This window comes from Nonomuraea sp. NPDC050202, assembly GCF_040656115.1.
In the GTDB taxonomy this organism is placed as follows: Bacteria; Actinomycetota; Actinomycetes; order Streptosporangiales; family Streptosporangiaceae; genus Nonomuraea.
This window is the reverse complement of the sequence record NZ_JBFALF010000003.1, coordinates 605,800-629,905: the sequence shown is the minus strand read 5'-3', so window position 1 is coordinate 629,905 and position 24,106 is coordinate 605,800. Positions and strand designations below refer to the sequence as shown.

The 24,106-nt window shown below is 70.9% G+C and carries 21 protein-coding genes; 10 read left to right on the top strand and 11 right to left on the bottom strand.

Going from position 1 to position 24,106, the window contains the following annotated elements; all coding sequences use genetic code 11:
• Window positions 1-76 precede the first annotated feature (76 nt).
• Complete coding sequence (locus AB0I79_RS12910) at window positions 77-2,038, top strand: glycosyl hydrolase family 18 protein (RefSeq protein ID WP_357871174.1); 1,962 nt, start codon at window positions 77-79, stop codon at window positions 2,036-2,038.
• Window positions 2,039-2,090: 52 nt separating this feature from the next.
• Here AB0I79_RS12910 and AB0I79_RS12905 read toward each other — a convergent pair whose 3' ends face one another.
• The 6 genes from AB0I79_RS12905 to AB0I79_RS12880 form a co-directional block, all read right to left on the bottom strand.
• Window positions 2,091-2,936: an aldo/keto reductase gene (locus AB0I79_RS12905; RefSeq protein WP_357871171.1), complete on the bottom strand. Its 846-nt coding sequence runs from the start codon at window positions 2,934-2,936 to the stop codon at window positions 2,091-2,093.
• Between the two features lie 148 nt (window positions 2,937-3,084).
• Window positions 3,085-4,455: a sulfatase-like hydrolase/transferase gene (locus AB0I79_RS12900; RefSeq protein WP_357871168.1), complete on the bottom strand. Its 1,371-nt coding sequence runs from the start codon at window positions 4,453-4,455 to the stop codon at window positions 3,085-3,087.
• Window positions 4,456-4,468: 13 nt separating this feature from the next.
• Window positions 4,469-5,278: a carbohydrate ABC transporter permease gene (locus AB0I79_RS12895; RefSeq protein WP_357871165.1), complete on the bottom strand. Its 810-nt coding sequence runs from the start codon at window positions 5,276-5,278 to the stop codon at window positions 4,469-4,471.
• The gene (locus AB0I79_RS12890) at window positions 5,278-6,150 is read right to left on the bottom strand and encodes a sugar ABC transporter permease (RefSeq protein ID WP_357871162.1); all 873 of its coding nucleotides are present in this window, start codon (window positions 6,148-6,150) and stop codon (window positions 5,278-5,280) included. The genes AB0I79_RS12895 and AB0I79_RS12890 overlap by 1 nt, the downstream gene beginning before the upstream one ends.
• Entirely contained in the window at window positions 6,147-7,412 is a 1,266-nt protein-coding gene (locus AB0I79_RS12885) for a sugar ABC transporter substrate-binding protein (protein ID WP_357871160.1), read from the bottom strand. Before AB0I79_RS12885 ends, AB0I79_RS12890 begins: the two co-directional genes overlap by 4 nt.
• A gap of 15 nt (window positions 7,413-7,427) precedes the next feature.
• Window positions 7,428-8,429 (bottom strand): LacI family DNA-binding transcriptional regulator, encoded by a 1,002-nt coding sequence (locus tag AB0I79_RS12880; RefSeq protein ID WP_357871157.1) that lies wholly within the window; start codon window positions 8,427-8,429, stop codon window positions 7,428-7,430.
• Between the two features lie 348 nt (window positions 8,430-8,777).
• Here AB0I79_RS12880 and AB0I79_RS12875 point away from each other — a divergent pair, with 348 nt between their 5' ends.
• Window positions 8,778-10,196 carry a multicopper oxidase family protein gene (locus tag AB0I79_RS12875; RefSeq protein ID WP_357871154.1) on the top strand — a complete coding sequence of 473 codons (1,419 nt, stop codon included), beginning with the start codon at window positions 8,778-8,780 and terminating at the stop codon, window positions 10,194-10,196.
• 105 nt (window positions 10,197-10,301) lie between these two features.
• Complete coding sequence (locus tag AB0I79_RS12870; RefSeq protein WP_357871151.1) at window positions 10,302-11,018, top strand: TetR/AcrR family transcriptional regulator; 717 nt, start codon at window positions 10,302-10,304, stop codon at window positions 11,016-11,018.
• A 111-nt stretch (window positions 11,019-11,129) separates the two neighbouring features.
• Here AB0I79_RS12870 and AB0I79_RS12865 read toward each other — a convergent pair whose 3' ends face one another.
• Window positions 11,130-11,774, bottom strand: coding sequence for a GPP34 family phosphoprotein (locus AB0I79_RS12865; protein ID WP_357871148.1), 645 nt, complete (start codon window positions 11,772-11,774; stop codon window positions 11,130-11,132).
• A gap of 117 nt (window positions 11,775-11,891) precedes the next feature.
• Between AB0I79_RS12865 and AB0I79_RS12860 the strand changes: the two genes are divergently transcribed.
• From AB0I79_RS12860 to AB0I79_RS12835, 6 genes are all read left to right on the top strand, one after another.
• Window positions 11,892-13,295 carry an APC family permease gene (locus AB0I79_RS12860; RefSeq protein WP_357871145.1) on the top strand — a complete coding sequence of 468 codons (1,404 nt, stop codon included), beginning with the start codon at window positions 11,892-11,894 and terminating at the stop codon, window positions 13,293-13,295.
• A complete protein-coding gene (locus tag AB0I79_RS12855; RefSeq protein WP_357871143.1) occupies window positions 13,295-13,843 on the top strand; it encodes a GPP34 family phosphoprotein in 549 nt (182 codons plus the stop codon). The genes AB0I79_RS12860 and AB0I79_RS12855 overlap by 1 nt, the downstream gene beginning before the upstream one ends.
• A 97-nt stretch (window positions 13,844-13,940) precedes the next feature.
• Window positions 13,941-15,194 carry a lamin tail domain-containing protein gene (locus tag AB0I79_RS12850; protein ID WP_357871140.1) on the top strand — a complete coding sequence of 418 codons (1,254 nt, stop codon included), beginning with the start codon at window positions 13,941-13,943 and terminating at the stop codon, window positions 15,192-15,194.
• A gap of 210 nt (window positions 15,195-15,404) precedes the next feature.
• Entirely contained in the window at window positions 15,405-16,352 is a 948-nt protein-coding gene (locus AB0I79_RS12845) for a hypothetical protein (protein ID WP_357871137.1), read from the top strand.
• 130 nt (window positions 16,353-16,482) lie between these two features.
• On the top strand, window positions 16,483-17,073 hold the full coding sequence (locus AB0I79_RS12840) for an SRPBCC family protein (protein ID WP_357871134.1): 591 nt from the start codon (window positions 16,483-16,485) through the stop codon (window positions 17,071-17,073).
• Window positions 17,074-17,230: 157 nt separating this feature from the next.
• A complete protein-coding gene (locus AB0I79_RS12835; RefSeq protein WP_357871131.1) occupies window positions 17,231-18,562 on the top strand; it encodes a glycoside hydrolase in 1,332 nt (443 codons plus the stop codon).
• 39 nt (window positions 18,563-18,601) lie between these two features.
• Here AB0I79_RS12835 and AB0I79_RS12830 read toward each other — a convergent pair whose 3' ends face one another.
• The 4 genes from AB0I79_RS12830 to AB0I79_RS12815 form a co-directional block, all read right to left on the bottom strand.
• Entirely contained in the window at window positions 18,602-19,417 is an 816-nt protein-coding gene (locus AB0I79_RS12830) for a carbohydrate ABC transporter permease (RefSeq protein ID WP_357871128.1), read from the bottom strand.
• Window positions 19,410-20,312: a sugar ABC transporter permease gene (locus tag AB0I79_RS12825; RefSeq protein WP_357871125.1), complete on the bottom strand. Its 903-nt coding sequence runs from the start codon at window positions 20,310-20,312 to the stop codon at window positions 19,410-19,412. The genes AB0I79_RS12830 and AB0I79_RS12825 overlap by 8 nt, the downstream gene beginning before the upstream one ends.
• Window positions 20,313-20,326: 14 nt before the next feature.
• A complete protein-coding gene (locus AB0I79_RS12820) occupies window positions 20,327-21,580 on the bottom strand; it encodes a sugar ABC transporter substrate-binding protein (protein ID WP_357871123.1) in 1,254 nt (417 codons plus the stop codon).
• An 81-nt stretch (window positions 21,581-21,661) separates the two neighbouring features.
• Complete coding sequence (locus AB0I79_RS12815) at window positions 21,662-22,780, bottom strand: ROK family transcriptional regulator (RefSeq protein WP_357871120.1); 1,119 nt, start codon at window positions 22,778-22,780, stop codon at window positions 21,662-21,664.
• A 73-nt stretch (window positions 22,781-22,853) separates the two neighbouring features.
• Between AB0I79_RS12815 and AB0I79_RS12810 the strand changes: the two genes are divergently transcribed.
• On the top strand, window positions 22,854-24,101 hold the full coding sequence (locus AB0I79_RS12810) for a Gfo/Idh/MocA family oxidoreductase (protein WP_357871117.1): 1,248 nt from the start codon (window positions 22,854-22,856) through the stop codon (window positions 24,099-24,101).
• Window positions 24,102-24,106: the final 5 nt, after the last annotated feature.

Genomic DNA, 24,106 nt, shown 5'->3' with positions numbered 1-24,106 from the left:
AACTAAAAGGAAACTTTACTAATAGTTTCCTAGGCATCCCACCCCCCATACACCCCCCAACGGATGTCGGAGCATCATGAGACACACCATCCTGAGCAAGGTCCTCGCCGGGCTGGCGGCGCTGGCGCTGCCGCTCACCGCGGCGGTCGTCGCCCCGCCGACGGCCTCCGCCTCCTCGGCCGTGCGGATCGCCGCCGCCGACTGGGCGGCCTGGACGGCGTACGCGGCGGGAGCGCGCGTCACGTACAACGGCGTCGAGTACGAATGCCTGCAGGCCCACACCTCCCAGCCCGGCTGGGAGCCCCCGAACGTGCCGGCCCTGTGGAAGGTCGCGACCGGCGGCGGCACGGACACCACCGCGCCGACCGTGCCGGGCAACCTCCGCTCCACCAGCGTCTCCAACAGCAGCGTCACCCTCGCCTGGGACGCCTCCACCGACAACGTCGCCGTCACCGGCTACGAGATCTACCGCGGCGGCACCCTCGTCACCACCGTCACCGGCACCACCCACACCGACACCGGCCTGACCGCCAACACCGCCTACAGCTACACCGTCCGCGCCCGCGACGCCGCCGGCAACCGCTCCGCCGCCGGCAACGCCATCACCGCCACCACCACGGGCGGCGGCGGCACGGACACCACCGCGCCGACCGTGCCGGGCAACCTCCGTTCCACGGGCGTCTCGAACACCAGCGTCACCCTCGCCTGGGACGCCTCCACCGACAACGTCGCCGTCACCGGCTACGAGATCTACCGCGGCGGCACCCTCGTCACCACCGTCACCGGCACCACCCACACCGACACCGGCCTAACCGCCAACACCGCCTACAGCTACACCGTCCGCGCCCGCGACGCCGCCGGCAACCGCTCCGCCGCCGGCAACGCCATCACCGCCACGACCACGGGCGGCAACGGCGGCGGCGGGAACAAGGTGCTCGGCTACTTCGTGCAGTGGGGTGTCTACCAGCGCGGCTACCACGTCAAGAACATCGACACCAGCGGCTCGGCGGCCAAGCTCACCCACATCAACTACGCCTTCGGCAACGTGCAGAACGGCCAGTGCACGATCGGCGACAGCTACGCCGACTACGACCGCTTCTACCAGGCGGGCGAGAGCGTCGACGGCGTCGCCGACACGTGGGACGCCGGCGCGCTGCGCGGCAACTTCAACCAGCTCCGCAAGCTCAAGAAGAAGTACCCGAACCTGAAGGTGCTCTTCTCCTTCGGCGGCTGGACCTGGTCCGGCGGCTTCGGCCAGGCCGCGCAGAACCCGGCCGCGTTCGCCGAGTCCTGCTACCGGCTGGTCGAGGACCCGCGCTGGGCCGACGTGTTCGACGGCATCGACATCGACTGGGAGTACCCGAACGCCTGCGGCCTGACCTGCGACACCAGCGGCCCGGCCGCGTTCAGGAACCTGATGTCGGCGCTGCGCGCCCGCTTCGGCTCCGGCAACCTGGTCACCGCCGCGATCACCGCCGACGGCACCGACGGCGGCAAGATCGACGCGGCCGACTACGGCGGCGCGGCGCAGTACGTCGACTGGTACAACGTCATGACCTACGACTTCTTCGGCGCCTGGGCGGCCCAGGGCCCGACGGCCCCGCACTCGCCGCTCACCTCCTACAACGGCATCCCGATCGCCGGCTTCCACTCCGACAGCGCGATCCAGAAGCTCAGGAGCAAGGGCGTGCCGGCGAGCAAGCTGCTGCTCGGCATCGGCTTCTACGGCCGCGGCTGGACCGGCGTCACGCAGGCCGCGCCCGGCGGCACGGCCACGGGTCCCGCGCCGGGCACGTACGAGCAGGGCATCGAGGACTACAAGGTGCTCAAGACCCGCTGCCCGGCCACGGGCACGGTCGCGGGCACGGCGTACGCGCACTGCGGCAACCAGTGGTGGAGCTACGACACGCCGGCCACGATCGGCGGCAAGATGAGCTACTCGAAGAACCAGGGCCTCGGCGGCGCGTTCTTCTGGGAGCTCAGCGGCGACACGACGAACGGCGAGCTGATCACGGCCATGCGGAACGGCCTGGGCTAACCCGCTGAAAGACCGGGGCCGGCCCTCCGCGCCTGGGGGCCGGCCCTTCCCTTCAGCCCAGCTCGCTCAGCTGCTCGGCCGTCAGCCCCACGGTCGAGGCGCCCAGGTTCTCCTCCAGGTGCGCGATCGAGGACGTGCCGGGGATCGGCAGCACCATCGGCGACCTGGCCAGCAGCCAGGCCAGGCTGACCTGCGACGGCGTGGCGCCGAGCGCCTTGGCCACGTGCTCCACCGGGCTGCCCGGCCCCGTCAGGGCGCCCTTGGCGACGGGGCTGTAGGGGATGAAGACGATGCCCTGCTCCGTGCAGTGGTCGAGGACCGGCTCGGAGAAGCGGTTGGTGAGGTTGTAGCGGTTCTGCACGGAGACGATGCCGGTGACGCGCCGCGCCCGCTCCAGCTCCTCCACGCTCACCTCCGACAGGCCGATCTCGGCGATCTTGCCCTCGTCGCGGAGCGCGCCGAGCTCGCCGACCTGGTCCTCCAGCGGGACCTTCGGGTCGATGCGGTGGAGCTGCAGCAGGTCGAGCCGGTCCACGCCGAGCCTGCGCAGGCTCATCTCGACCTCCTGCCGCAGGTACTCGGGCCGCCCCACCGGGTGCCACTGGCTGGGCCCGGTGCGGACGAAGCCGGCCTTGGTGGCGATCAGCAGCCCCTCCGGGTACGGGTGCAGGGCCTCGCGGATGAGCTCCTCGTTGACGTACGGGCCGTACGAGTCGGCCGTGTCGATGAAGTTCACGCCCAGCTCGACGACCCGGCGCAGCACCCGGACGGCCGCGTCGCGGTCGGCGGGCGGCCCCCAGACGCCCGGCCCCGTCAGGCTCATGGCCCCGTAGCCGAGGCGGTGCACGGTCTTGCCGCCGATGGCCAGCGTGCCGGTGGACGGGAGCGAAATGGACATGCGGTTCCTCACCTCGACGTGCGACGTTCCAGGGTCCGTGATGCAACGGATACGTGGTCACTCTTCCCTACCACGTGACCCATTCATGCGTTTCGGGGCATCTGCGCCTTTGGCCTGATTCTTGGCGGAAGGGCCGTATCCCGGCCGGTCAGGAGGCGGGGCGGGGCTGGTGGCCGTACCGGACGGGCTCGGGGCCGCGGAGGCGGACCTCCGGGTCGGGCATCGCCTGCTCGCGCCCCGCCCGCACCACCGCGGGCTCGATGGCCGGCGAAGACCCCTCGGCCTCGGCGATCCGCCGCACCAGCCGCTCCCGCAGCTGCGCGGCCACCCCCACGTGCGAGGCGTACCCCGCCAGGTTCACCAGCTCGTGCGGGTCGTTCTCCAGGTCGTACAGGGCCTGCTCGCGGTAGGCGGGCGCGCCCGGGTCGTCCCAGGGGTGGGCGTCCTCGGCGACGGCGTAGTACTTCCACCGCGACGTACGGATCCCGCGCCCCACCTCCGACTCGCTCACCTGGAAGAACACCTCCTCGGGCCAGGACGCGCCCCGCGGGTCGCGCACCAGCGGCAGGAACGAGCGCCCCTGCATGTCGGAGGGCACCGGCAACCCGGCCGCCTCCAGCAGCGTGGGCGGCAGGTCGAGGGTGCTGACCGGGCGGGAGATGGCGCCGCCGCCGTCGAAGCCCGGGCCGCGCAGCGCGAGCGGCACGCGCAGGGACGCGTCGTGGCAGGAACGCTTGTACTCGCCGTTGCGCGTCTTGAAGTGGTTGCCGTGGTCGGAGGTGTACGCCACGATCGTGTCGTCCAGCAGGTCCATGCTGCGCAGCGCGTCCAGCAGCCGCCCGAGCCCTTCGTCCAGGCGCTTGACCTGCCCGAGGTAGCCGCCCATGTGCTGGTGGGCGGTGCCGCCGAGCGCGGCCAGGTCCGGCGGCATCCAGCGGCCCTGGTAGCGCTCCTCGTAGCCGTCGGGGGCCGGGTAGTTGTCCACCTCGTTCTGGTGGTGCGGCTCCAGGAACGACAGGAACAGGTAGAACGGCTCGCCGGCGTGGTCGGCCACGAAGCGGACCGCCGCGTCCACGAGCGCGTCGGAGCGGTAGCCGGGCAGCAGGACGGGCTCGTTCGCCTCGTCGTAGACGATGGTCCGGTACGCGTCGGAGGTGTGCTCCAGGGCGTTGGCGGCCAGCCACGACCGGTAGCCGCCGCGCCGGTCCTCGGGTACCGGCTCGGTGCCGGCCAGGTGCCACTTGCCGATGTAGCCGGTGGCGTAGCCGGCCGCGCCGAAGTGGTGGGCCAGCGTGCGCTCCTCGGGGGGCAGCACGCGGCCGTTGCGGTAGACGCCGGTCGTGGTCGGGTAGCGGCCCGTCTGGATCGCCGCACGGGCGGGGGCGCACACCGGCTGCGGGGTGAGCGCGACCGTGGCCTGCGTGCCGCGCCTGGCCATGGCGTCGAGGTTCGGGGTGAAGGGGCCGACGGTGTCCCACCGCTGCTGGTCGGTGAAGACGACGATCACGTTCGGGCGCAAAACGGAAGACTCCTTATTTCAGGCCGGTCAGGGCGATGCCCCGGACGAAGTATCTCTGGGTGAGGACGAACAGGACGGCGGTGGGCACGAAGAGGATCACCGAGCCGGCGGCCGTGAGGTGCCACAGCGTGAAGTACTCCTGGTTGAACAGGGTGAGCCCGACCGGGATGGTGCGCATCTCGGGCGTGGACGTGGCGACCAGCGGCCAGAGGAACTCGTTCCACTGGAAGACGAACGTGAACAGCCCGAGCACGGCCAGCGCGGGCCGCGTCTGCGGGAGGATGACGCTCCAGTAGACGCGCAGCTCGGAGGCCCCGTCGATGCGCGCCGCGTTGATCAGGTCGTCGGGGATGGGTTGGATGAACTGCCGCATGAGGAAGATGCCGAACGCGTCCATCAGGAACGGCGTGATGAGCCCCTGGTAGGTGTTCAGCCAGCCCAGGTTGGCCATGAGCACGTACAGCGGGATCATCCGCACGAAGAACGGCACCATCAGCGTGGCCAGCAGCGCCACGAACAGCGTGTTGCGCAGCGGGAAGCGGAACTTGGCGAACACGTACCCGACGAGCGGGTCGAACACCAGGTGCGCCAGCGTGATGGCCCCGGCGACGACCAGGCTGTTGACGATGAAGTCGCCGAACGGCGCCCTGGTGAACAGCTCGGCGTAGTTGCCCCACTGCGGCGACTCCGGCACGAGCACGGCCTCGGCCGACAGCGTCTCGGCCTCCGTCTGCAGGGACAGCGAGAGCATGTAGAGCAGCGGCACGACCGTGATCAGCGAGGCCAGCCCGAGCACCGTGTAGAGCAGCGGCTTGCGCAGCATCAGTACGTCACCTCCCCGCGCCGCCCGGCCCTGAGCTGGATCACGGTGAACACCACGATCACGATCAGCAGCAGCACCGACTGCGCCGAGGAGTAGCCGAAGTCCCTGGTGCGGAAGGCGACGTTGAAGATGTGGAAGACCGACAGGTCGGTGGCGTCGCCGGGGCCGCCGCCGGTGATGATGTACGCCTGCCCGAACGCCTGCAGCCCCGAGATGACCGCCATCACCGACACGAACAGCGTGGTCGGCGCGAGCAGCGGCAGCGTGATCCGCCAGAAACGGTGCCAGGCGTCCGCCCCGTCGATCTTCGCGGCCTCGTGGTACGTCTCCGGGATGCCCTGCAGCCCGGCCAGGAACAGCACCATCGTGTAGCCGACGCTCTGCCAGAGCGTGACGACGGCGATCGTGAGCAGCGGCGCGGTGTTCAGCCACTGCTGCGCGGGCAGGCCGGCCGCCATCAGCACCCGGTTCAGCACGCCGAGCTCGGGGTCGAGGATGTTGCGCCACAGCAGCCCGACGATCGCGACGGAGGTCAGGTACGGCACGAGCAGCACCACCCGGAACACCACCCGCCCCTTGAGCGGCTGGTCGATGGCCAGCGCCAGGGCCAGCCCGAGCACGATCGAGCCGATCACCACCATCACCGAGAAGCCCGCCGTGACCAGGAACGAGTGCCGCACGGCCGGGTCGGCCAGGGCCTGGGTGTAGTTGCCCAGGCCCGTCCACTGGTCGGCCATCGGCCCGGTACGGAAGCCGGTGGCCACCACGTTGCCGATCGGCAGGTAGAAGAAGGCCGCGAAGAACAGGATCGCCGGGAGGAGGAACAGGTAGGCCGTCCTGGCATGGCGGCCCTGAAGCGTGCGGGCCCTCACTTGAGGAAGCCCTCCGCCGCCTTGACGAAGGCGTCGAGCGCCTCGGCGGCCGGCTTGTTCTGGATGAGCACCTGCTGGTACATGACCTTGAGCTGCTCCTCCCACTTGCCGAGCTGCCCGGTCAGGCGCACCTCCTGGGAGGAGTCCCTGGCGGTGGGCAGCGCGTCGGCGAAGACCTTGGTGACGGGGTCGGACTGCACCTCGGGCAGGTCCACCCACGACCTGCGCGGCATGAGCATGCCGGTCTCCTTGGTGGCGGCCTGCTCGACCCGCAGGGCCGTGATGCGCTTGATGAAGTCCCACGACAGCTCGGGCCTGGTGGCCTTGGCGGGCACGAACATGCTGACGCCGGCCGCCTGGGTGGCCGCCGTCTTGTTCCTCAGCGGCGGCGCGACGCCGAGCTCGATGTCGGCGCTGGTCTTCCTGATGGGGTCGAGGTCCCACGGTCCCGTGAAGATCATCGCGGCGCGCTTGGCGGAGAACAGCTTCTGCGGGCCGGAGTAGTCGGTGCCCGCCGTCGGCACGGGGGCCACCTTGTGCTTGTGGACGAGATCGGCCTGGAACTGCAGGGCGGCGACCGCGTCCGCGCGCGGTTCCATGATCGCCTTGGTCTCCAGGTCGTACGGGGTGACGCCGGCCTGTACCATCCACGGCCACATGTAGGTGTAGTCCTGGTTGAGCGCGACGCCGTACACGCCGTCCTTGGTCAGCTTCCTGGCCGCGTCGAGGAACTCCTCCCAGGTGGTCGGCACCTCCACGCCGGCCTCGCGCAGCATGCCCTGATTGTGGACGAGGGTGTTGCAGGTCAGGTGGAGCTGGACCCCGTAGACCTTGCCCTGGTACGAGTTGCGCTCCACGGTCACCGGCTGCCAGTCGGCGGGGAAGCCCATCGCCTGGCCGTCGCGGTCGACGAAGTCCTGCAGCGAGCGCGCGTTGCCGGACACGGCGAACTCCTGCACCCACCCGCCGGGCTCCTCCACCAGGTCGGGCACGGTGCCGGAGGCGAAGTCGGCCAGCAGCCTGGTCCGCAGGTCGGGCCACTGGTACTTCTGCAGGTTGACCTTGACCTTGTTGGCCTGCTCGAACTCGGCGATCACCTTGCGGTAGGCCTGGTAGTCGTGGCCGGCGTTCCAGTAGACCGTGAAGGTGCCCGGCACGGCGCTCTGCGTGGCCGGCGCGCCCGCGCACGACGACAGGACCGGGACGGCGGCGGCGGCCCCGGCGAGGCGGAACAGGTCACGGCGTGAGGGGTGGGAGGACATCTGGGGGATTCCCTTCTAGGACGAGCCCCGCCGCACGAAGGTCCACGAGCGGACGATCTCGCGGGCGGGTGGCGGCTCCTCGGCCTGGAGGCGGTCGAAGAGCAGGCGTACGACGTCGGTGTAGTCGTGGCGGAGCGGACCGACGGTGCTGAGCTGCGGATTGCTGATGAGACCCTCGTCGATGTTGCCGACACCGACGATCGCGACGTCGCCCGGCACGCTGAGCCCGAGGTCCCTGGCGGCCCAGATCGCGCTGATCGCCGCCCGGTCGGAGGCGGCGAAGATGGCGTCGGGCCGGTCGGGCGAGCTGAGCAGCTCGGTGGCCGTCTGGTACGCGGCCACGCGATCGTCCGCGCCGCCGGTGACGACGCGCTCGGTCACGCCGTGCCGTTCCAGGGCGGTGAGGTAGCCGAGCAGCCGTCCCTCGGGTTTGTCGCTGTAGACCTCGTACCGCTGCCCCATGAACGCCACGCGCCGCCTGCCGGTGGTGAGCAGGTGCTCGACGGCCTCGGCGCACGCCTCCATCTCGGGGGTGCGGACGACGTCACAGCCCTCCAGCCCGCTGCCGTTGCTCATCACCACCATCGGCAGCCCGGTGTCGGCCAGCCCGCCGAGCAGGCCGTGCTCCAGGTTGCCGCCGGTGAGGCGGATCAGCGCGCCGTCGGCGATGCCGCCGCGCAGCACCTCGACGGCCGCCTGGGCGCGGGCCTCGTCGTAGACGGAGAGCGTGACCACCGAGTAGCCGCGCGCGTCGGCCATCTCGTGCAGGTCCGTGGCCAGCCGCGCGTCGGTGGGCACGCCACCGAACGAGCTCAGCACCAGGCAGACGCGCTGGGTGCGGCGTTTGCGCAGGCTCCTGGCCGCCTGGTTGGGGGTGTAGCCGAGCTGCCTGGCGGCGTCGAGCACCCGCTTCCTGGTCTCGGCGGCGACGGGACGGTCCTTGCCGCTGAGGACGTAGGAGACGGTCGCCACTGACACGTTCGCCAGCTCGGCCACTTGTCGCGCTGTTGGTCTCATGTTAGTCGAATAACCTAGCATTCCCTACAGGATTATGGTGGATTCTGATCGCTGGACCTCGGGATACAGGCAGGAGGAAGGGAAGTCTTCATCTGTTGGCCGCTGGCCGGTGTTAAACGATTAACACCATATTTCGCACCGGCCGCCCGATCAATAGGTGAGTTCCCGGCTCGCCGTCCCGGTGGGCCCGGCCGCCGCTTCCCCCTCCCTGCGGCCCTGGGAGTGCGCGGCTCCACGGCGCCGCCAGGACCTGGTCGATCTGCAGCGTGGCGCGCGGCATTCGTGATCACTCTCCGTTACCTTGCCAGGTGAATGGGGGGATCCGCAATGAATGGTTCGTATCGGGGCTTGTCCCGCAGGTTGTTCGTGACCGGCATGTTCGCCGCGCTGGCAGGCGCGGTTCCAGTGGCGGCAGGCCGCCCGGCGGCAGGTGCCACGGCCAGGAGGCCGCACCGGGGCGCGGTGCTGCGGGCCAAGCCCGCCAAGGTCTCGATCGGCCCGCGCACCGTCACCACCTGGACCTACGACGGCCTGCTCCCCGGCCCGCGCATCGAGGCCACGGCCGGCGGGCTCGTACGCGCCAAGCTGGTCAACGGCCTGCCCGCGGAGACCACCGTGCACTGGCACGGCATCAGGCTCGACGCCCGCATGGACGGCGCCCCCGGCTACACGCAGAAGGCGGTCCCGCCGGGCGGGACCTTCGACTACGTGTTCACCGTCCCCGACCCGGGCACGTACTTCTACCACTCGCACGTCGGCATGCAGAACGACCGCGGCCTGTACGGCCCGCTGATCGTGGCCGACCCGCACGAGCCGCTCGGCTACGACCAGGAGTTCACGGTCGTGCTCGACGACTGGGTGGACGGCGTGGGCGGCACCCCGGACGACGCGCTGCGGCGGCTGAACGCCAGCACCGCGCACGACGACACGCTGCGCAGCACCCTGCTCGGCGGCGTCGTGGGCGAGCTGCGCCATCCGTACCATCTGGTCAACGGCCGGGCGGCGGAGACGCCGGAGGTGTTCGTCAGCAAGCCGGGGCGGCTCGTCAGGTTCCGGGTGATCAACGCGGCGGCCGACACCGCGTTCCGGGTGGCGCTGGGCGGCCACCGCATGGCCGTGACGCACACCGACGGGTTCCCGTGCGCGCCGGTCGCCGTGGACACGTTCCTCATCGGCATGGGCGAGCGCTACGACTTCCTCGTCCGGCTCGACGACGGGGCGTTCCCGCTGGTGGCGGAGGCGGAGGGGAAGCGGGCGCGGGCGTTCGCGATCGTGCGCACCTCGCCCCGGGCGGCGGCGCCCCGCAGCGACGTGCGGCTGCGCGAGCTGTCCCAGCGCATGCTGCGGTACGCCGACCTCACCTCCCGGCAGGCGGACACGCTCCCGCGCCCGTCGAGGAGCGTCACCGTGACGCTCGGCATGCGACCGTCGGGCAACGAGTGGACGCTCAACGACCGCCTGGCCGCCGACCCGATGCGCCTGCAGGTGGAGCGCGGCGAGACGATCAGGATCGTGCTCGACAACCAGTCGCCCATGTGGCACCCGATGCACCTGCACGGCCACACCTTCCAGGTGCGGACGTCGTCGGGCCCGCGGGGGCCGCGCAAGGACACCGTGAACATCCTGCCGCGCGAGCGCCTGAACATCGACGTGCGCGCCGACAACCCCGGCGAGTGGATGTTCCACTGCCACAACCTCTACCACCAGGAGCAGGGGATGATGGGCACGCTCGGCTACGGCCCCGCGACGCGGAAGATGAAGCACTGAGCCAGGTGCTCACCGCAGCACGCGCAGCGGTAGGCGTAGATGGTGTCCGGTGTACGCATGTCGCGCACGCTGTACCCTAAGGTAGGGGGGAGAAAGGAGCCCCTCATGCCCGAAGACGACAAGCAGATCCCCTCGGTGTGGGCCCGCCCGCGCAAGGAGCGCCAGCAGCCGCTGCTCACCCGCGAGAGCATCGTGGCAGAGGCGGTGCGCCTGCTCGACGAGGAGGGCGCCGACAACCTCAGCATGCGCCGCCTGGGCAGCCGGCTCGGCGCCGGCGCCACCTCGCTCTACCGCCACGTGGCCAACAAGGACGAGCTGCTGGAGCTGGCGCTCGACGCCGTCCACGGCGAGCTGCCGCTGCCCGGCACCGGCGAGTGGCGGGCGACGATGAGCGAGGTGGCCCGCGCCCTGCGCGCGACGATCCTGCGCCACCCGTGGCTGGCCGCCAAGCTCGGCGAGGCGGGGCTGGCCTATCTCGGGCCCAACATGCTGCGGCAGAGCGAGTTCATGCTGGGCGTGATGGAGGACGCCGGGTTCCCGCCGGCCGAGGCCGACATGGCCGTGACCACGGTCACGGCGTACGTGGTGGGGGTCTCGACCGGCGAGGCCGCCTGGCTGTCCATGGTCGCGCGCAGCGGGCAGAGCGAGCAGGAGTGGACCGAGAGGCTGTGGCCCGCGGCCGAGCGGGCGGTCCAGGACTTCCCGCGCCTGCGTGCCCGCTACGCCGCGCAGCGCGGCGGCGACACCTCCAGCAGCAACGAGGAGACCTTCGAGTACGGGCTCCAGCGCGTCCTCGACGGCCTGCAGACCAGGCTGGGCTGATCGGGCCCGCCGGCCACGCCCGCCTGATCGGGCCTGCCGCACACGCCCGCCTGATCGGGCCTGCCACACACGCCCCCCTGATCGGGCCCGCCGGACGCGCCCGGCCGCGGGTCAGCCGGCCAGGCCACCACCCCTGACCAGCTTGCCCACGCTCTCGCCGGCGGCCTGCTCGAACGCCACCGCGACCAGGCCGCCCAGCCGGTCGCGGGCGGCCAGCTCGGCCGCCCGCCTGCGGTCCGCCTTCGGCAGCGCCTTGGCGACGAGCCGCGCGGCGTGCGCCAGCGAGACGAGCGCCACCGTGCGCCGGTCGGGCTCGGCCGCCCCCGGCTCCAGCGCGGCGAGCACGCGCCGCCGTACCGACTCGCGGGCAGCCGGGTCGGCCTCGGGGAACAGCTCCTCCTTGATCAGCTTCAGGTACGTCCGGGTCTCGGCGGTGATCGCGCCGCGCCGGGCGAGCCGCTCCAGCAGGCGCACCCGCCGCTCGGGCGTGTACATGACGGGCCACCAGTCCTCGAACGGCGGCGGCTGCTCGCGCATGGAGAGCCGGTCGAGGGTCTGGTCCAGCTCGGTGTCGCCGGCGGGAGCGGAGTCCGTCACGACGATCCGCCCGTCGCGTAATTCGATCCGGGACAGGATCATGAGCTCGGCGAGCACGCCCGCGCTGAGCGTGTAGTCAAGCAGCTCCAGGTTGACCAGCGGCTTGCCCTTCGGCGTGTAGCCGAGCAGCAGAAGTTCTTCGGCGATGAGCAGGTCCATGCCCTTCAGACTGCCGCATCGGCACGTCCGCGGCGCTCTTGCGAGGCGGCCCCGGGCTGCGAAAGGATCTCGGAATCGAACCCCCCGCCCCTTGCATGACGACTGGAGAGGCCTGTCGTGCGCACACAACAGAACATTGAGCAGTTCGGTTACCGGCAGGAGTTACGTCGCGGGGTCGGGCTGACCGACCTCGTGTTCTACGGCCTGGCGTTCATGGTGCCCATCGCACCCTTCGCGATCTTCGGCACCGTCTATGCGGAGTCCGGCGGCATGCCGGTCCTGGCGTACCTCGTCGGGATGATCGCGCTGCTGTTCACCGCCGCGTCCTACGCGCAGATGGTCAAGGCGTTCCCCCTGTCGGGCTCGGTCTACAACTACGCCGGGCGCGGCATCGCCCCGCCGGTCGGGTTCATGACCGGATGGATGATCCTGCTGGACTACATCCTCGTCCCCTGCCTGCTCTACCTCGTGGCGTCCGTGGCCATGAACGCGAGCGTGCCGGACGTGCCCGTCTGGGCCTGGCTGCTCATCTTCGTGGCCGTCAACACGGTGATCAACCTGCGCGGCATCCGGATGACGGTCAAGCTCACCCGAATCATGATCGTGTTCGAGCTGGTGGTGCTGGCGCTGTTCCTCCTGATCGGTCTCTGGGCGCTGCTCCAGGGCAGGGGCAACGGCTTCAGCCTCTCCCCGCTGTTCAACGCGGACTCCTTCTCCTGGCCGGTGGTGTTCGCGGCGGTTTCGGTGGCCGTCCTGTCCTTCCTCGGCTTCGACGGGATCAGCATGCTGGTGGAGGAGTCCACCGGCGGCTCAGCCCAGGTGGGCAGGGCCATGCGGGTGGCGCTGCTGCTGGCGGGCGTGCTGTTCATCGTGCAGGTCTGGGTCGCCGCGCTGCTCGTGCCCGACCCGGGAGGGCTGCTGAACCAGCCCAGCGACACGGCCTTCTACGACGCGGCCGCCGTGGCCGGCGGTGAATGGCTCAGGCACGTCACCTCGTTCGCCACCGCGCTGTCGTGGGGGCTGGCCAACACGATGGTCGCGCAGGTGGCGGTCTCGCGGCTGCTGTACGCGATGGCGCGCGACAGGCAACTGCCGTCGTTCCTGGCCAAGGTGTCGGTCAGGCACTCCGTGCCGGCCAACGCCATCATGCTCGTCAGCCTGCTCTCGATCGGCGTCGGCATCTGGATGTCCACCCGCGAGGACGGCGTCGCCCTGCTGTCCAGCCTGATCAACATCGGGGCCATGGTGGCGTTCATCGTGCTGCACGTGTCGGTGATCGTGCACTACTCGCTCCGCAACGGCTCGGACAAGGTGTGGTCGCATCTGGTCGCGCCGCTGGCCGGGGCCGGGATCCTGGTCTTCGTCGTGATCAACGCGAACGTGCTCGCCCAGGTGCTCGGCCTGGTCTGGCTCGGCCTCGGCGTCCTGGTGCTGATCACCCTGTACGCTCTCGGCCGCCCCCCGGCGCTGCAAGGCATGTCCGACGGGCCCGAACGCCTGAAGCGGGGCGTCCCCGACTGATGGACCGGCTGCCGCTCCACCACGACCTGTACCTGATCGCCCACGATCAGGCCGGCAGGCTGCTCATCCACCAGTCGTCGCTGGCACTCGGGCTGGCCGGCGCCGCCCTGCTCGATCTGCTGCTCGCGGGCCGGCAAGCACCGGCCGACCCCAGGTCGGAGCTCAAGCGGGCGGCGGCGGACGGCGTCTACGACCGCACCCGCGAGGGCCTGCTCGACTCGGGGGTGCTCGTCCGGGTGAGCAAGCGGCGCATGGGCGTGCTGCCGTACACGCGTTACGAGCTCGCCGACATCGCCTCGGTCGTGCGGGCCTCCTCGGGGGTGCGCTCGGCGGTCGAGGGCTGGAAACCGCCCGACGCGCGCTGCGCCGGGCTGTGCGGGCTGGTGGCGGTGCTGCGGCTGGAGTCGGAGCTCTACCTCGACCAGCCGGGGAACCGGCTGGTCGCCCGGCTGCGCGAGATCGCGGCGGCGGCGGGACCGCCTGTCGCCGAGCTGGTGGAGATCGTGGACACGCTGGTCGCCGAGGCCGCCGTCGCCGTGTACCGCTGACCGCTTTGCCGCACTACATGGACGCTGCCCCTTATGCGAGTTACGCTCCGCTGGCTACCCGTCGGGGGACCATCACCAGCTCGCATGGGGGGACTCCATGAGCTACACACTGTTACGCGGCAGCTTCGTGATCCGGTATCCGGATCTGCCGCGCCAGGGCCCCGAACCGGACGGCGACACCGTCAAGTTCCTGCCCGACTCGCCCGCCCTGGTCGAGGCGCTGCCGCGGCGCTCCGGCCGGCCGCCGAACATCAACGCCCGCGGCATCTCCGTACGGCTGGAGGCCGTCGACGCGCTGGAGACGCACTTCGCCGAGACCCACCAGGAGCTCGAAGGGGCGAACGCGGCCCGCGACGAGCTGCTGCGCCTGCTCGGCTTCACGAACGTGCGCTTCTGGGAGGACCTGCCGAACAGGGTGCGCTCGGCCGACCAGGACTCCGTCCGCGGCCACGTGCTCACCAACGGCATCGACGGCAACGGCCGGCTGATCGCGTTCGGCTACGCCGGGGATCACCAGGGGGCGGACGGCACCACCGTGTTCGTGGACGGGCCGCTGGTGGACCGTTCCGTCAACGCGCAACTGCTGGCCGCCGGGCTGGTCTACCCGGCCTTCTACGCCACGCTGCCCGCCGAGCTGCGCACGCATCTGGCGGAGGTGTCGCAGGCGGCCCGGCGCAAGGCCATCGGCCTCTGGCCCCGCTCGACCGCCGACCCCAACGGCGCGGCCACCGTACGGGATCTGAGCGGGCTGGAGCGGCTGGTGGTCTGGCCGAAGCTGTTCCGGCGCATCGTGCCGTACCTCGCGGCGGGGTTCACCGACTTCGACGGCTTCGACGCCTGGCTGCGCGCGGACCCGGTCAACCGGGACGACGAGCTGTTCCTGATCCCCCGGCTCGAACGCGGCAACCTGCACGACGTGGTCAGGGGGTCGGGGCAGCAGATCCAGCTCACGATGTGGCCCGAGGACTTCATCATCAGCCCGGACCCCGCGCCGCCGGGCGCCCCGGTGAAGCCGCCGCTCGTCGCCGCCGGGGACGTGGTCATCGTGGCCGCCCTGCCCGACCCGGCGGGCGCCGACCGCGGCAACGAGACCGTCACGCTCATGAACCTCACGCCCGGCACGTGCGATCTGAGCGGCTGGGCCCTGACGGACGCCGGCGGCGGCCGCAAGGCCCTGACCGGCACCATCGAGGGTGGCGCCGCCCTGCGGGTGAAGCTCGACTCGGCGGTGCGGCTCGGCAACGAGGGGGACACGATCATCCTGGTGGACGGCGAGGGGGCGACGATCGACCAGGTGATGTACAAGGCGGACCGGGTGAAGGCGGGCCGCACGATCTGCTTCGGCCGCTGAGGCGTCCGTGGCGGGCCGCCCGGGGCCGGGCAGGCCGCCCGGCGCTGGGCGGCCCGCCATTTCCGTGCCGGGCGAGAGCATTTGAGTGACGAGAGCGCCGGGCTCGCGTTATTTCAAATACGCTCGTCCTGACCGGAAAAGCGAGGAACTATCCACGAGTCGGGCAAACAGCATTTTGACCCATTTTCTTGGGATATTCCGGGAGGTGCTTTGGCATACGAACCGGGTTCGAACCGCTTCTGCCAGCGCTGCGGATCACACGTCGGCACCCTGGCCCAGTGTCCGCGATGCCGCGCCCAGCAAGACCCCCAGGAACAGCCCGCCGCCTCCTGGGCCCCCGGCCCGGAGCCCGCGCGGCTGCGGCGGGGGCCACCGGCCTGGCGGCGCGCCCCGGTGCTGATCAGCCTGGCCGTGGCCCTCCTCGCCTTCGTCCTGACCTGGTGGATCGTGACCGCCAACCCCTCGCAGCCGATCCAGAACACCGGCGCGGGCCAGGGCGTCGCCCCCAGCAGCCCGGAGACCGGTCCGAAGGCCGGCCCGGAGACCGACCAGAAGACCGGCTCGGAGACCGGCCCGAAGACAGGCTCTGAGACCGATCCGGAGACAGGCTCTGAGACCGGCGCGGAGACCGGCGCGGGGGACGAGCCCGAGGCCGGGGAGACCGGCGACGGCGCGGCCTCGCCCACGCCGGCGACCGGCAGCTCCTCGGGGCGGGCGGCCAGGCAGCAGGCCGAGGCGATCGAGGAGCTGCTGGCGGGCAGCAGCGACGCCCGCTCCAGCCTGCCCGACGCCATCGCCGGCGCCACCCGGTGCGACCGCGACGCCGTGGAGGCCATCCGCGAGATCACCGTCAGCCGCCGCGACCAGCTCGCCACCGCCCAGGCGCTCTCCGTGGGCGCGCTGAAGGGCGGGGCCCGGCTCAAGGACGCCCTGGTCGAGGCGCTCGACGCCTCCCACGACGCGGACGTCGCGTTCCTGGCCTGGGCCGGTCGGCAGGTGGAGTCGGGCTGCGCGGAGCCGGTCGAGGGCGACCGCGACTACCGGCGCGGCCTGGACAGGTCGGAGGCGGCGCAGAAGGCGAAAACGCGTTTCGCGGCGGCGTGGCGCCCCATCGCGGAAACGTACGGTCTCACGCTCTGGAAGCCCGGTCAGATCTGATCTCCGCCATTTCACGTGACCGGAAAATATGGTTGAGTCGGCGAAATAGCGCAATGCCGCACGATCGGCCCATGGTCACGGGTCGCTGATCGAACGTCCCCACCGGCGAAACGAAGGAGTACGCATGTTCATGCCGCGCTCTCTGTTCAGGCTGGCGGCCGGCACGGCGGCGGGTTACGTGCTCGCCGTCCGCCCGTGGCACCTGCGCTGGGGTGCCGACGACCGCGAGGTCCACGCGGACATGCCGGGCGACGACCTCGTCAGGCAGCCGCAGTACCAGGCCACCAGGGCGATCACCGTCGAGGCGTCCCCGGCCACCGTCTGGGCCTGGCTGGTCCGGCTCGGCGGCTACCAGCCCGGCTCCCCTCCCCGCCCCGCGACGAGCGGGCACGAGGAGCCACCCGCCCAGGAGGAGCGGCAGGGGCTGAAGGTCGGCGACGTGCTGCAGGGCGGGTCCGCCGGCTCCGGTTTCGTGGTGGAGCAGATCGACCCGCCGCAGACCCTGGTGCTGGCCATGCGGGGCGCCGACGCCACCACCACCTGCTCCGTCTCGCTGCGCGACCTGGAGGACGGCAGGACACGGATGATCTTCCGGGTGCGCATCCGCGCGCAGCCGGGCCTGCGCGGCACGACGTACCTCGCGATGCAGGACGTCGGCGACTTCCTCGCCGTGCGCCGGCAGATGCTGACCATCAAGGAACGCGCCGAGTCCGTCCCGTAGTCACGCGCCGGCCACGACCGCCCCCGGGCTCCGGGGGCGATCGTGGCCGATGGGCCATGGCCTGACGAATCATGGTTGACGGGAACGCCTCCGGACGCTTACGGTTCCGGCGATCGACGAAATATATCGTCACGTATCCGAAACTTTCGGAGGCGCCATGTTGCGAGGACTCGTCGCGATCGGCCTGCTGGGCTTGCCCGCGGTGCAGCCGGCACATCCCGCCGATCCCCCGGCCATCACCGTGAACGAGCGCGTCCGGCACCAGGAGATCGACGGTTTCGGCATCTCCCAGGCGTTCCGGCGCAACGAGCTGCTCGAGGCCCTGCCGGCGGACAAGCAGCGGGAGGTCCTCGACCTGTGGTTCGACCGGAACAAGGGGGCCGGGCTCAGCATCCTGCGGCTCGGCATCGGCTCCTCCCCCGCCGGCAGCCCGTACGACCACATGGTGTCGATCCAGCCCGAGAACCCCGGCGGCCCTGACGCCCCGCCGAAGTACGTCTGGGACGGCGACGACAACAGCCAGGTCTGGGTGGCCAAGGAGGCCCAGCGGTACGGGGTCAAGCGCTTCTTCGCCGACGCCTGGAGCGCCCCCGGCTACATGAAGGACAACGGCGACGACAAGAACGGCGGCACGCTCCTGCCCGAGTGGCAGCGCGCGTACGCGAACTACCTGGTCGCCTACACCAAGTTCTACGCCAGGGAAGGCATCAGGATCACCGACCTCGGGTTCACCAACGAGCCCGACTGGACGGCCACGTACGCCTCGATGCGCTTCACCCCCGAGCAGGCCGCCGAGTTCGTCAAGGTGCTCGGGCCGATCGCCAGGAACACCAGGCTGGTCTGCTGCGACTCGTTCGGCTGGAACGAGGCCAAGGCGTACACGGCGGCGATCGAGGCCGACCCCGAGGCCCGGCGCTGGGTCAAGACGCACACCGGCCACACCTACGCCAGCCCCGTGGACGGCCCGCTCCCGACGGACAGGAAGACCTGGATGTCGGAGTGGAACCCCAACGGCAACACCTGGAACGAGGCCTGGGACGACGGCAGCGGCTACGACGGCTTCACGATCGCGCAGGCCGTGCACGACGCGCTCACGCTGGGCGACGTCAGCGCCTACGTCTACTGGCTGGGCGGCTCGCGTGGCGCGACCAGGGCGCTGCTCCAGCTCGACGAGGTGGCCAGGGAGTACCACGTGTCGAAGCGGCTGTGGGCGCTGGCGGCGTACAGCAGGTTCATCCGGCCCGGCGCGGTCCGGGTGGAGGCGAGCGCGGCCGACCCGGCGCTGAAGGTCTCGGCGTTCCGCAACGCCGACGGCTCGCGCGTGATCGTGGCGCTGAACACCGGCACCGCGCCGGTCACGTGGAAGGGCGTGCACGGGCGGGCGACCGCGTACGTCACCGACAACACCAACGACCTCACCCCGTCCGCCGTGACGGGCCGCACGGTGACGCTCCAGCCGCGGGCGCTCACCACCGTCGTCATCAAGTAGCGAACGTGGGCCCGGCGAGAGGCGCAGCTCTCGCCGGGCTCAACCCTTCGTCCCGGTGTGGGCGATGCCCTGGATGAACTGCCGCTGCAGGAAGACGAAGACCGCGATCACCGGCAGCGAGGCGATCAGCGAGCCGGCCATCAGGACGGGGTAGTCGGTCTGGTACTGCCCCTGGAGCGAGGCCAGCCCGGCCGACAGCGTCATCTTCTCGGGGTCGGTGTTGACCACCAGTGGCCAGAAGAGGTCGTTCCACGCCCACAGCAGCGTGAGGACGGCCAGCGCGACCAGCCCCGGCCGGGCCAGCGGCAGCATGATCGACCAGTAGATCCGCCACGGCCCCGCGCCGTCGAGCCGCGCCGCCTCCTCGATCTCGCGCGGCAGGCCCAGGAAGAACTGCCGCAGCAGGAACACCCCGAACGCGCTGAACAGCCCCGGCACGATGATCGCCTGCATGCTGTTCAGCCAGCCCAGCGCGGACATGATCTGGTACTGCGGGATCACGAAGAGCTGCGGCGGCACCATGAGCACCGACAGGAACAGGCCGAACAGCAGGTTCCTGCCGGGGAAGCGGAGCCGGGCGAAGGCGTAGGCGGCCATCGAGCAGAACAGCACCTGCCCGGCCACCCGCCCCGCGGCCATCACCACGGTGTTGAGGAACTGCTCGCCGAACGGCAGCAGGTCGAAGACCTTCGCGTAGTTGTCCCAGCGCCCCTCGGGCAGGAACGTCGGCGGCACGGCGGTGGCGCTGCTGAGCGTCTTGAGCGAGGTGATGATCTGCCAGGCGAACGGCGCCACCATCAGCAGCGACGAGATGATCAGCACCGCGTGCACGCCCAGCGGGCGTCGCTCAGACATAGTGCACCCACCTCCGCTGGAGCCTGAACTGCAGGATCGTCAGCACCGCGATGAGCACGAGCAGCGCCATCACGATGGCGGCGGCGTAGCCACGGTCGTCGGTGACGAAGGCCCGCTCGTAGAAGAGCTGCACGACGGTCTGCAGCCGCGAGTACGCCGGGTTGGCCCGCGCCGCCTGCCCGGACCCGGTCATCACGAAGACCAGGTCGAACAGTTGCAGCGAGCCGATCACCGAGACGATCGAGATGAAGAACGCGGTCGGCGACAACATCGGCAGCGTGATCCTGAAGAACTGGCGGACGCGGCCGGCGCCGTCCATGGCCGCCGCCTCGTACAGCTCCTTGGGGATGGCCTGCATGCCGGCCAGGAAGATGATCAGGTTGTAGCCGACGCTGCTCCAGACGCCCACCACGATCAGCGCGTACAGGGCGGTGGCCGGGTCGGCGATCCAGTTGGGGCCGTCGATGCCGGCGAGCGAGAGCACCTGGTTGATCAGGCCGTAGTCGCCGTTGTAGAGCCAGCGCCAGAGCATCGCCACCGCGACCGGCATGGTCACCACGGGCAGGAAGAACGCCGTGCGGTACAGGGTCACGCCGCCCAGCCCCGGCCGGTTCAGCAGCGCGGCGAACACGATGGCCAGCGGGATGCCGAGCAGGCCCAGCACGGTGTAGGTGAGCGTGTTGAGCACCGCCTGGCCCACCTCGGGGTCGCCGAACAGGCGGGTGTAGTTCTCCAGGCCCGTCCAGGTGTGCCCGCCGAACGCGCCCCACTCGGTGAAGGAGAAGTAGGCGGTCTGCAGGACGGGCCACAGGTAGAAGATCGCCAGACCGAGCCCGGTGGGGGCGATGAACGCGTACCCCCACAGGGCCTCGGTCCACGGTTTGCGGCTCGCCACGTGTTTCCTGCGTGTCATTCCTTGGCCAGCAGGTCGTTCATCGCCGTCGCGAGGTCCGCGGCGGCCTTCTCGACCGGCACCTCACCTGTCCACGCCTTGGTGAGGTGGGTGAGCTCGGCCTCCTGCCAGGCGGCGGTGTTCTTGGAGACGGGGTACGGCACCGCGTACGCGACCGCGTCCAGGAACGTCTGCAGCTTCCACTCGGGGTGGGCCTTCACCCAGTCCTGCTGGGTGCCGTTGTAGGCCGGGATCGGGCCCTTCTTGCCGAGGAGGTCGGCGGCCTGCTTCGAGCCGAGGAACTTGACGAACTCCCACGCCTGCGCCGGGTGCTCGGTCTTGGCCGAGACCACGTTGGCGACGCCGTGGATGATCGTGGCCTGCTTCTCGCCCTTGGGCAGCGGCGCCACGTCCACCTTGTCCTTGGTGTAGTCGTTCTTGCCGAACTCGGCCACGTTCCAGGACCCGCCCCAGTACATCGCCAGCTTGCCGGCCTCGAAGAGCTGGAGCGGGGTGGTGTCGGTCATGGTCTTGAGGTCGGGCGACTGCTTGGCGGCGATGAGGTCGGTCCAGAACTTCAGGCCCGCGATCGTCTTGGGGTCGGCGTAGCCGGACTGCTTGCCGTCCGGGGAGATCACGTGGCCGCCGGCCTGGTAGATCGTGTTGTACTGGTACTCCTGGAAGCTCGTGAGCTGGGCGCCGACGGCGTAGACGCCCTTCTTGGCGTCGGTGAGCCCGGCGGCGGCCTGCTTGAAGTCCGCCCAGGTCCAGTCGTCGGCCGGGTACTTCACCTTGGCGGCGTCGAAGAGCGTCTTGTTGTACCAGACGCCGACCGTGTCCATGTCCTTGGGCAGGCCGTACAGCTTGCCCTCGTAGGTGTAGAGGTCCACCAGGGCCTTGGGGTAGACCGAGGTGTCGACCTGCTCCTCGATCGGCTTGATCACGCCGTTGGAGGCGTAGAGCTGGAAGTTGGGGCCGTTCATCCAGAAGACGTCGGGCGCCGCGCCGCCGCTGACCGCGGCCTTCATCTTCGTCCAGTAGTCGACCCAGGGGGTGAGCTGGACGTCCACGGTGATGCTCGGGTAGGTCTTGGTGAACTCCGCGGCCAGTTCCTGCATGACCGCCTGCTGGGTGGCGTCCCAGACGCCGTAGGACAGCTTCACCCTCTCCTCGGGCTGCGTGTCCGTGCCGGCCTGCTCACCGCCGCCGCACGCGGAGGCGAGCAGTGCCGCGCAGAGGAGGGCCGCACCGCTCCGTGCCGACTTCCACATCTCCCGGTCCTCTCCTAGAACGTGGGAGTAATGATGGAGTCCAGGAAAATTGTTGGCAAGAGTGGCCGTGTTACAGATGTCTCACGGGCGGCTCGCGAGCGGGGTCCGGCCGTCGAGGAGGCGCTCCTCGACGTCGTCGAGCGCGAGGCGGACGGCGCCGAGCACCACGGCCTCGTCGCCGAGCGCCGACATGCGCACCTCGGGGGTGCGGATGCACCAGCGGTCCAGCTCCCGCCTGAGCGGCTCGATGAGCACGTCGGCCGAGCGCGAGAAGCCGCCGCCGACCACCACCATCTGCGGGTCCAGCGTCAGGACCAGCGCGGACGCGCCGAGCGCCAGATCCTTGACGTAGCGGCGCACGGCCGCCAGCGCGGCCTTGTCGCCCTCCCGCGCGGCGGCGAACACGTCGCCGGCCTCGCCGCCGAGGTGCTCCTGGGCGCGGATCCAGCCGAGCACCGGCAGCGCGCCGATCTCGCCGGAGGCGTTGCCGAAGCCCCTGTGCAGCTTGCCGTCGATGACCAGGCCCGCCCCGGTCCGCAGCCCGGCCAGCAGGAACACCATGTCCTTGGCGTAGCGGGCCACGCCGCGCCAGCACTCGGCCAGCGCGGCGAGCTTGCTGTCGTTCTCGACCAGCACGGGGGCCGGGGCCAGGCGGCGCACGTGCGCGGCCAGGTCCACGCCGGTCCACTCGGGCAGCGCCTCCGACAGCATCACCTTGCCGGCCCCGTCGACCAGCCCGGTCGTGCCGACGCCCGAGGCCCACACGTCGCCGCCGGCCAGCCCGGCCCCCTCCAGGCACTCCGCGACCGCCCGGTCCACCGCCTCCAGCCGTTCGAGCCTGCCCATCGCGGGCGTGACGGTCACGCGGGCGGCGTGCAGCACGTCGCCGTCGAGGTCGGCGACCACCGCGCGGATCTTGTGCCCGCCGATGTCGACGCCGAGCACCCGGCCCGCGTCGGCCCTGAACCGGTAGCGCCTGGCCGGGCGGCCCACGCCGCCCGCGGTGGCGCCCGCCTCCGCCACCCAGCCCTTCTGCAGCAGCTCGCGCACCACGTCCTCGGTGGAGGCCCTGGACAGGCCGGTGCGCTTGGCGACCTCGGTGAGCGTGAGCGACGGCTGGCCCTGGAGCACCTTGATCACGGCCAGCGCGTTGAGCTGCCGCAGCCGCGACAGGTCGCCGCCGCTCATCTCCGCGGCCATCGGCGCCCCTTGCTGTCCGCTTTCTCAGACCGAATAATGATGGTCTCCATGATATTTCTTCGGGGAAGGTTCCATGACTGAGGTGACTCTAGCCGTCGTCGGCGGGGGCCTGCGAGGGCTGACCTACGCGCGCCACGCGCACGCCACGGGCGCGGGGCGGGTGGTGGCGGTGGCCGAGCCCGACCCGGGACGGCGGGCGGCGTTCGCGGCGGAGTTCGGGATCCGGCCGGAGCAGGCGTACGACGACTGGAAGGAGCTGGCGGCGGCCGGGCGGCTCGCGGACGCGGCGATCATCGCCACCCACGACCGGCTGCACACCGATCCCGCGGTGACGCTGGCGGATCTCGGTTACCACATTCTCCTGGAGAAGCCGATGGCGACGGACGAGGAGGAGTCCGTCATGATCGCCGATGCGGCCGAGCGCAACGGCATCATGCTCGCGGTCTGCCACGTGCTGCGGTACACGCCGTACACGCGGGTGGTGAAGGAGCTGCTGGACTCGGGGCGGATCGGGCGGCTCGTCAGCGTGCAGCACCTGGAGCCGGTGGGATGGTGGCACCAGGCGCACTCGTTCGTGCGCGGGCACTGGCGCCGCCAGGACACCTCGGCGCCGATGTTGCTGGCCAAGGCGTGCCACGACATCGACTGGCTGGTGCACCTGTTCGGCCGGCCGCCCGTCCGGGTGTCGTCGTTCGGCTCCCTGTCGCACTTCCGCGCTTCCGAACGGCCGGCCGAGGCCGCCGACCGGTGCCTCGACTGCCCGCTGGAGCCGTCATGCCCGTACTCGGCGCCGCGGCTCTACCTGGGGTGCCTCGGGGATCCCGGCAGCGAGTTCTGGCCGCTGTCGGCGGTCACGCCGGGGCGCACCGAGGAGGCGGTGCTCGACGCGCTGCGCACCGGGCCGTACGGGCGGTGCGTGTACGCGTGCGACAACGACGTGGTCGACCATCAGGAGGTGATGATGGAGTTCGACGACGGGGCGACGTGCTCGTTCACGATGAGCGCGTTCACCCCGATGGAGCACCGCCGCACCCGCCTGTTCGGCACCCACGGCCACATCGACGGCGACGGGCTGAGCCTGCGCGTGGTGGACTTCCGTACGGGCGCCGAGGAGATCGTGCACACGCAGGACCTGGCCGGGCCGTCGGCGGCGGACGGGCACGGGGGCGGCGACGAGGGGCTGACGGACGCCTTCCTCGCCGCCGTAGCCTCGGGCGACGCCTCGCTGCTGCGGTCGGACGCGGCGCAGAGCCTGATGACGCACCGCGTGGTCTGGGCCGCCGAACGCGCCCGCCACACGGCCTCCGTCGTCACGCTCTGACCGGC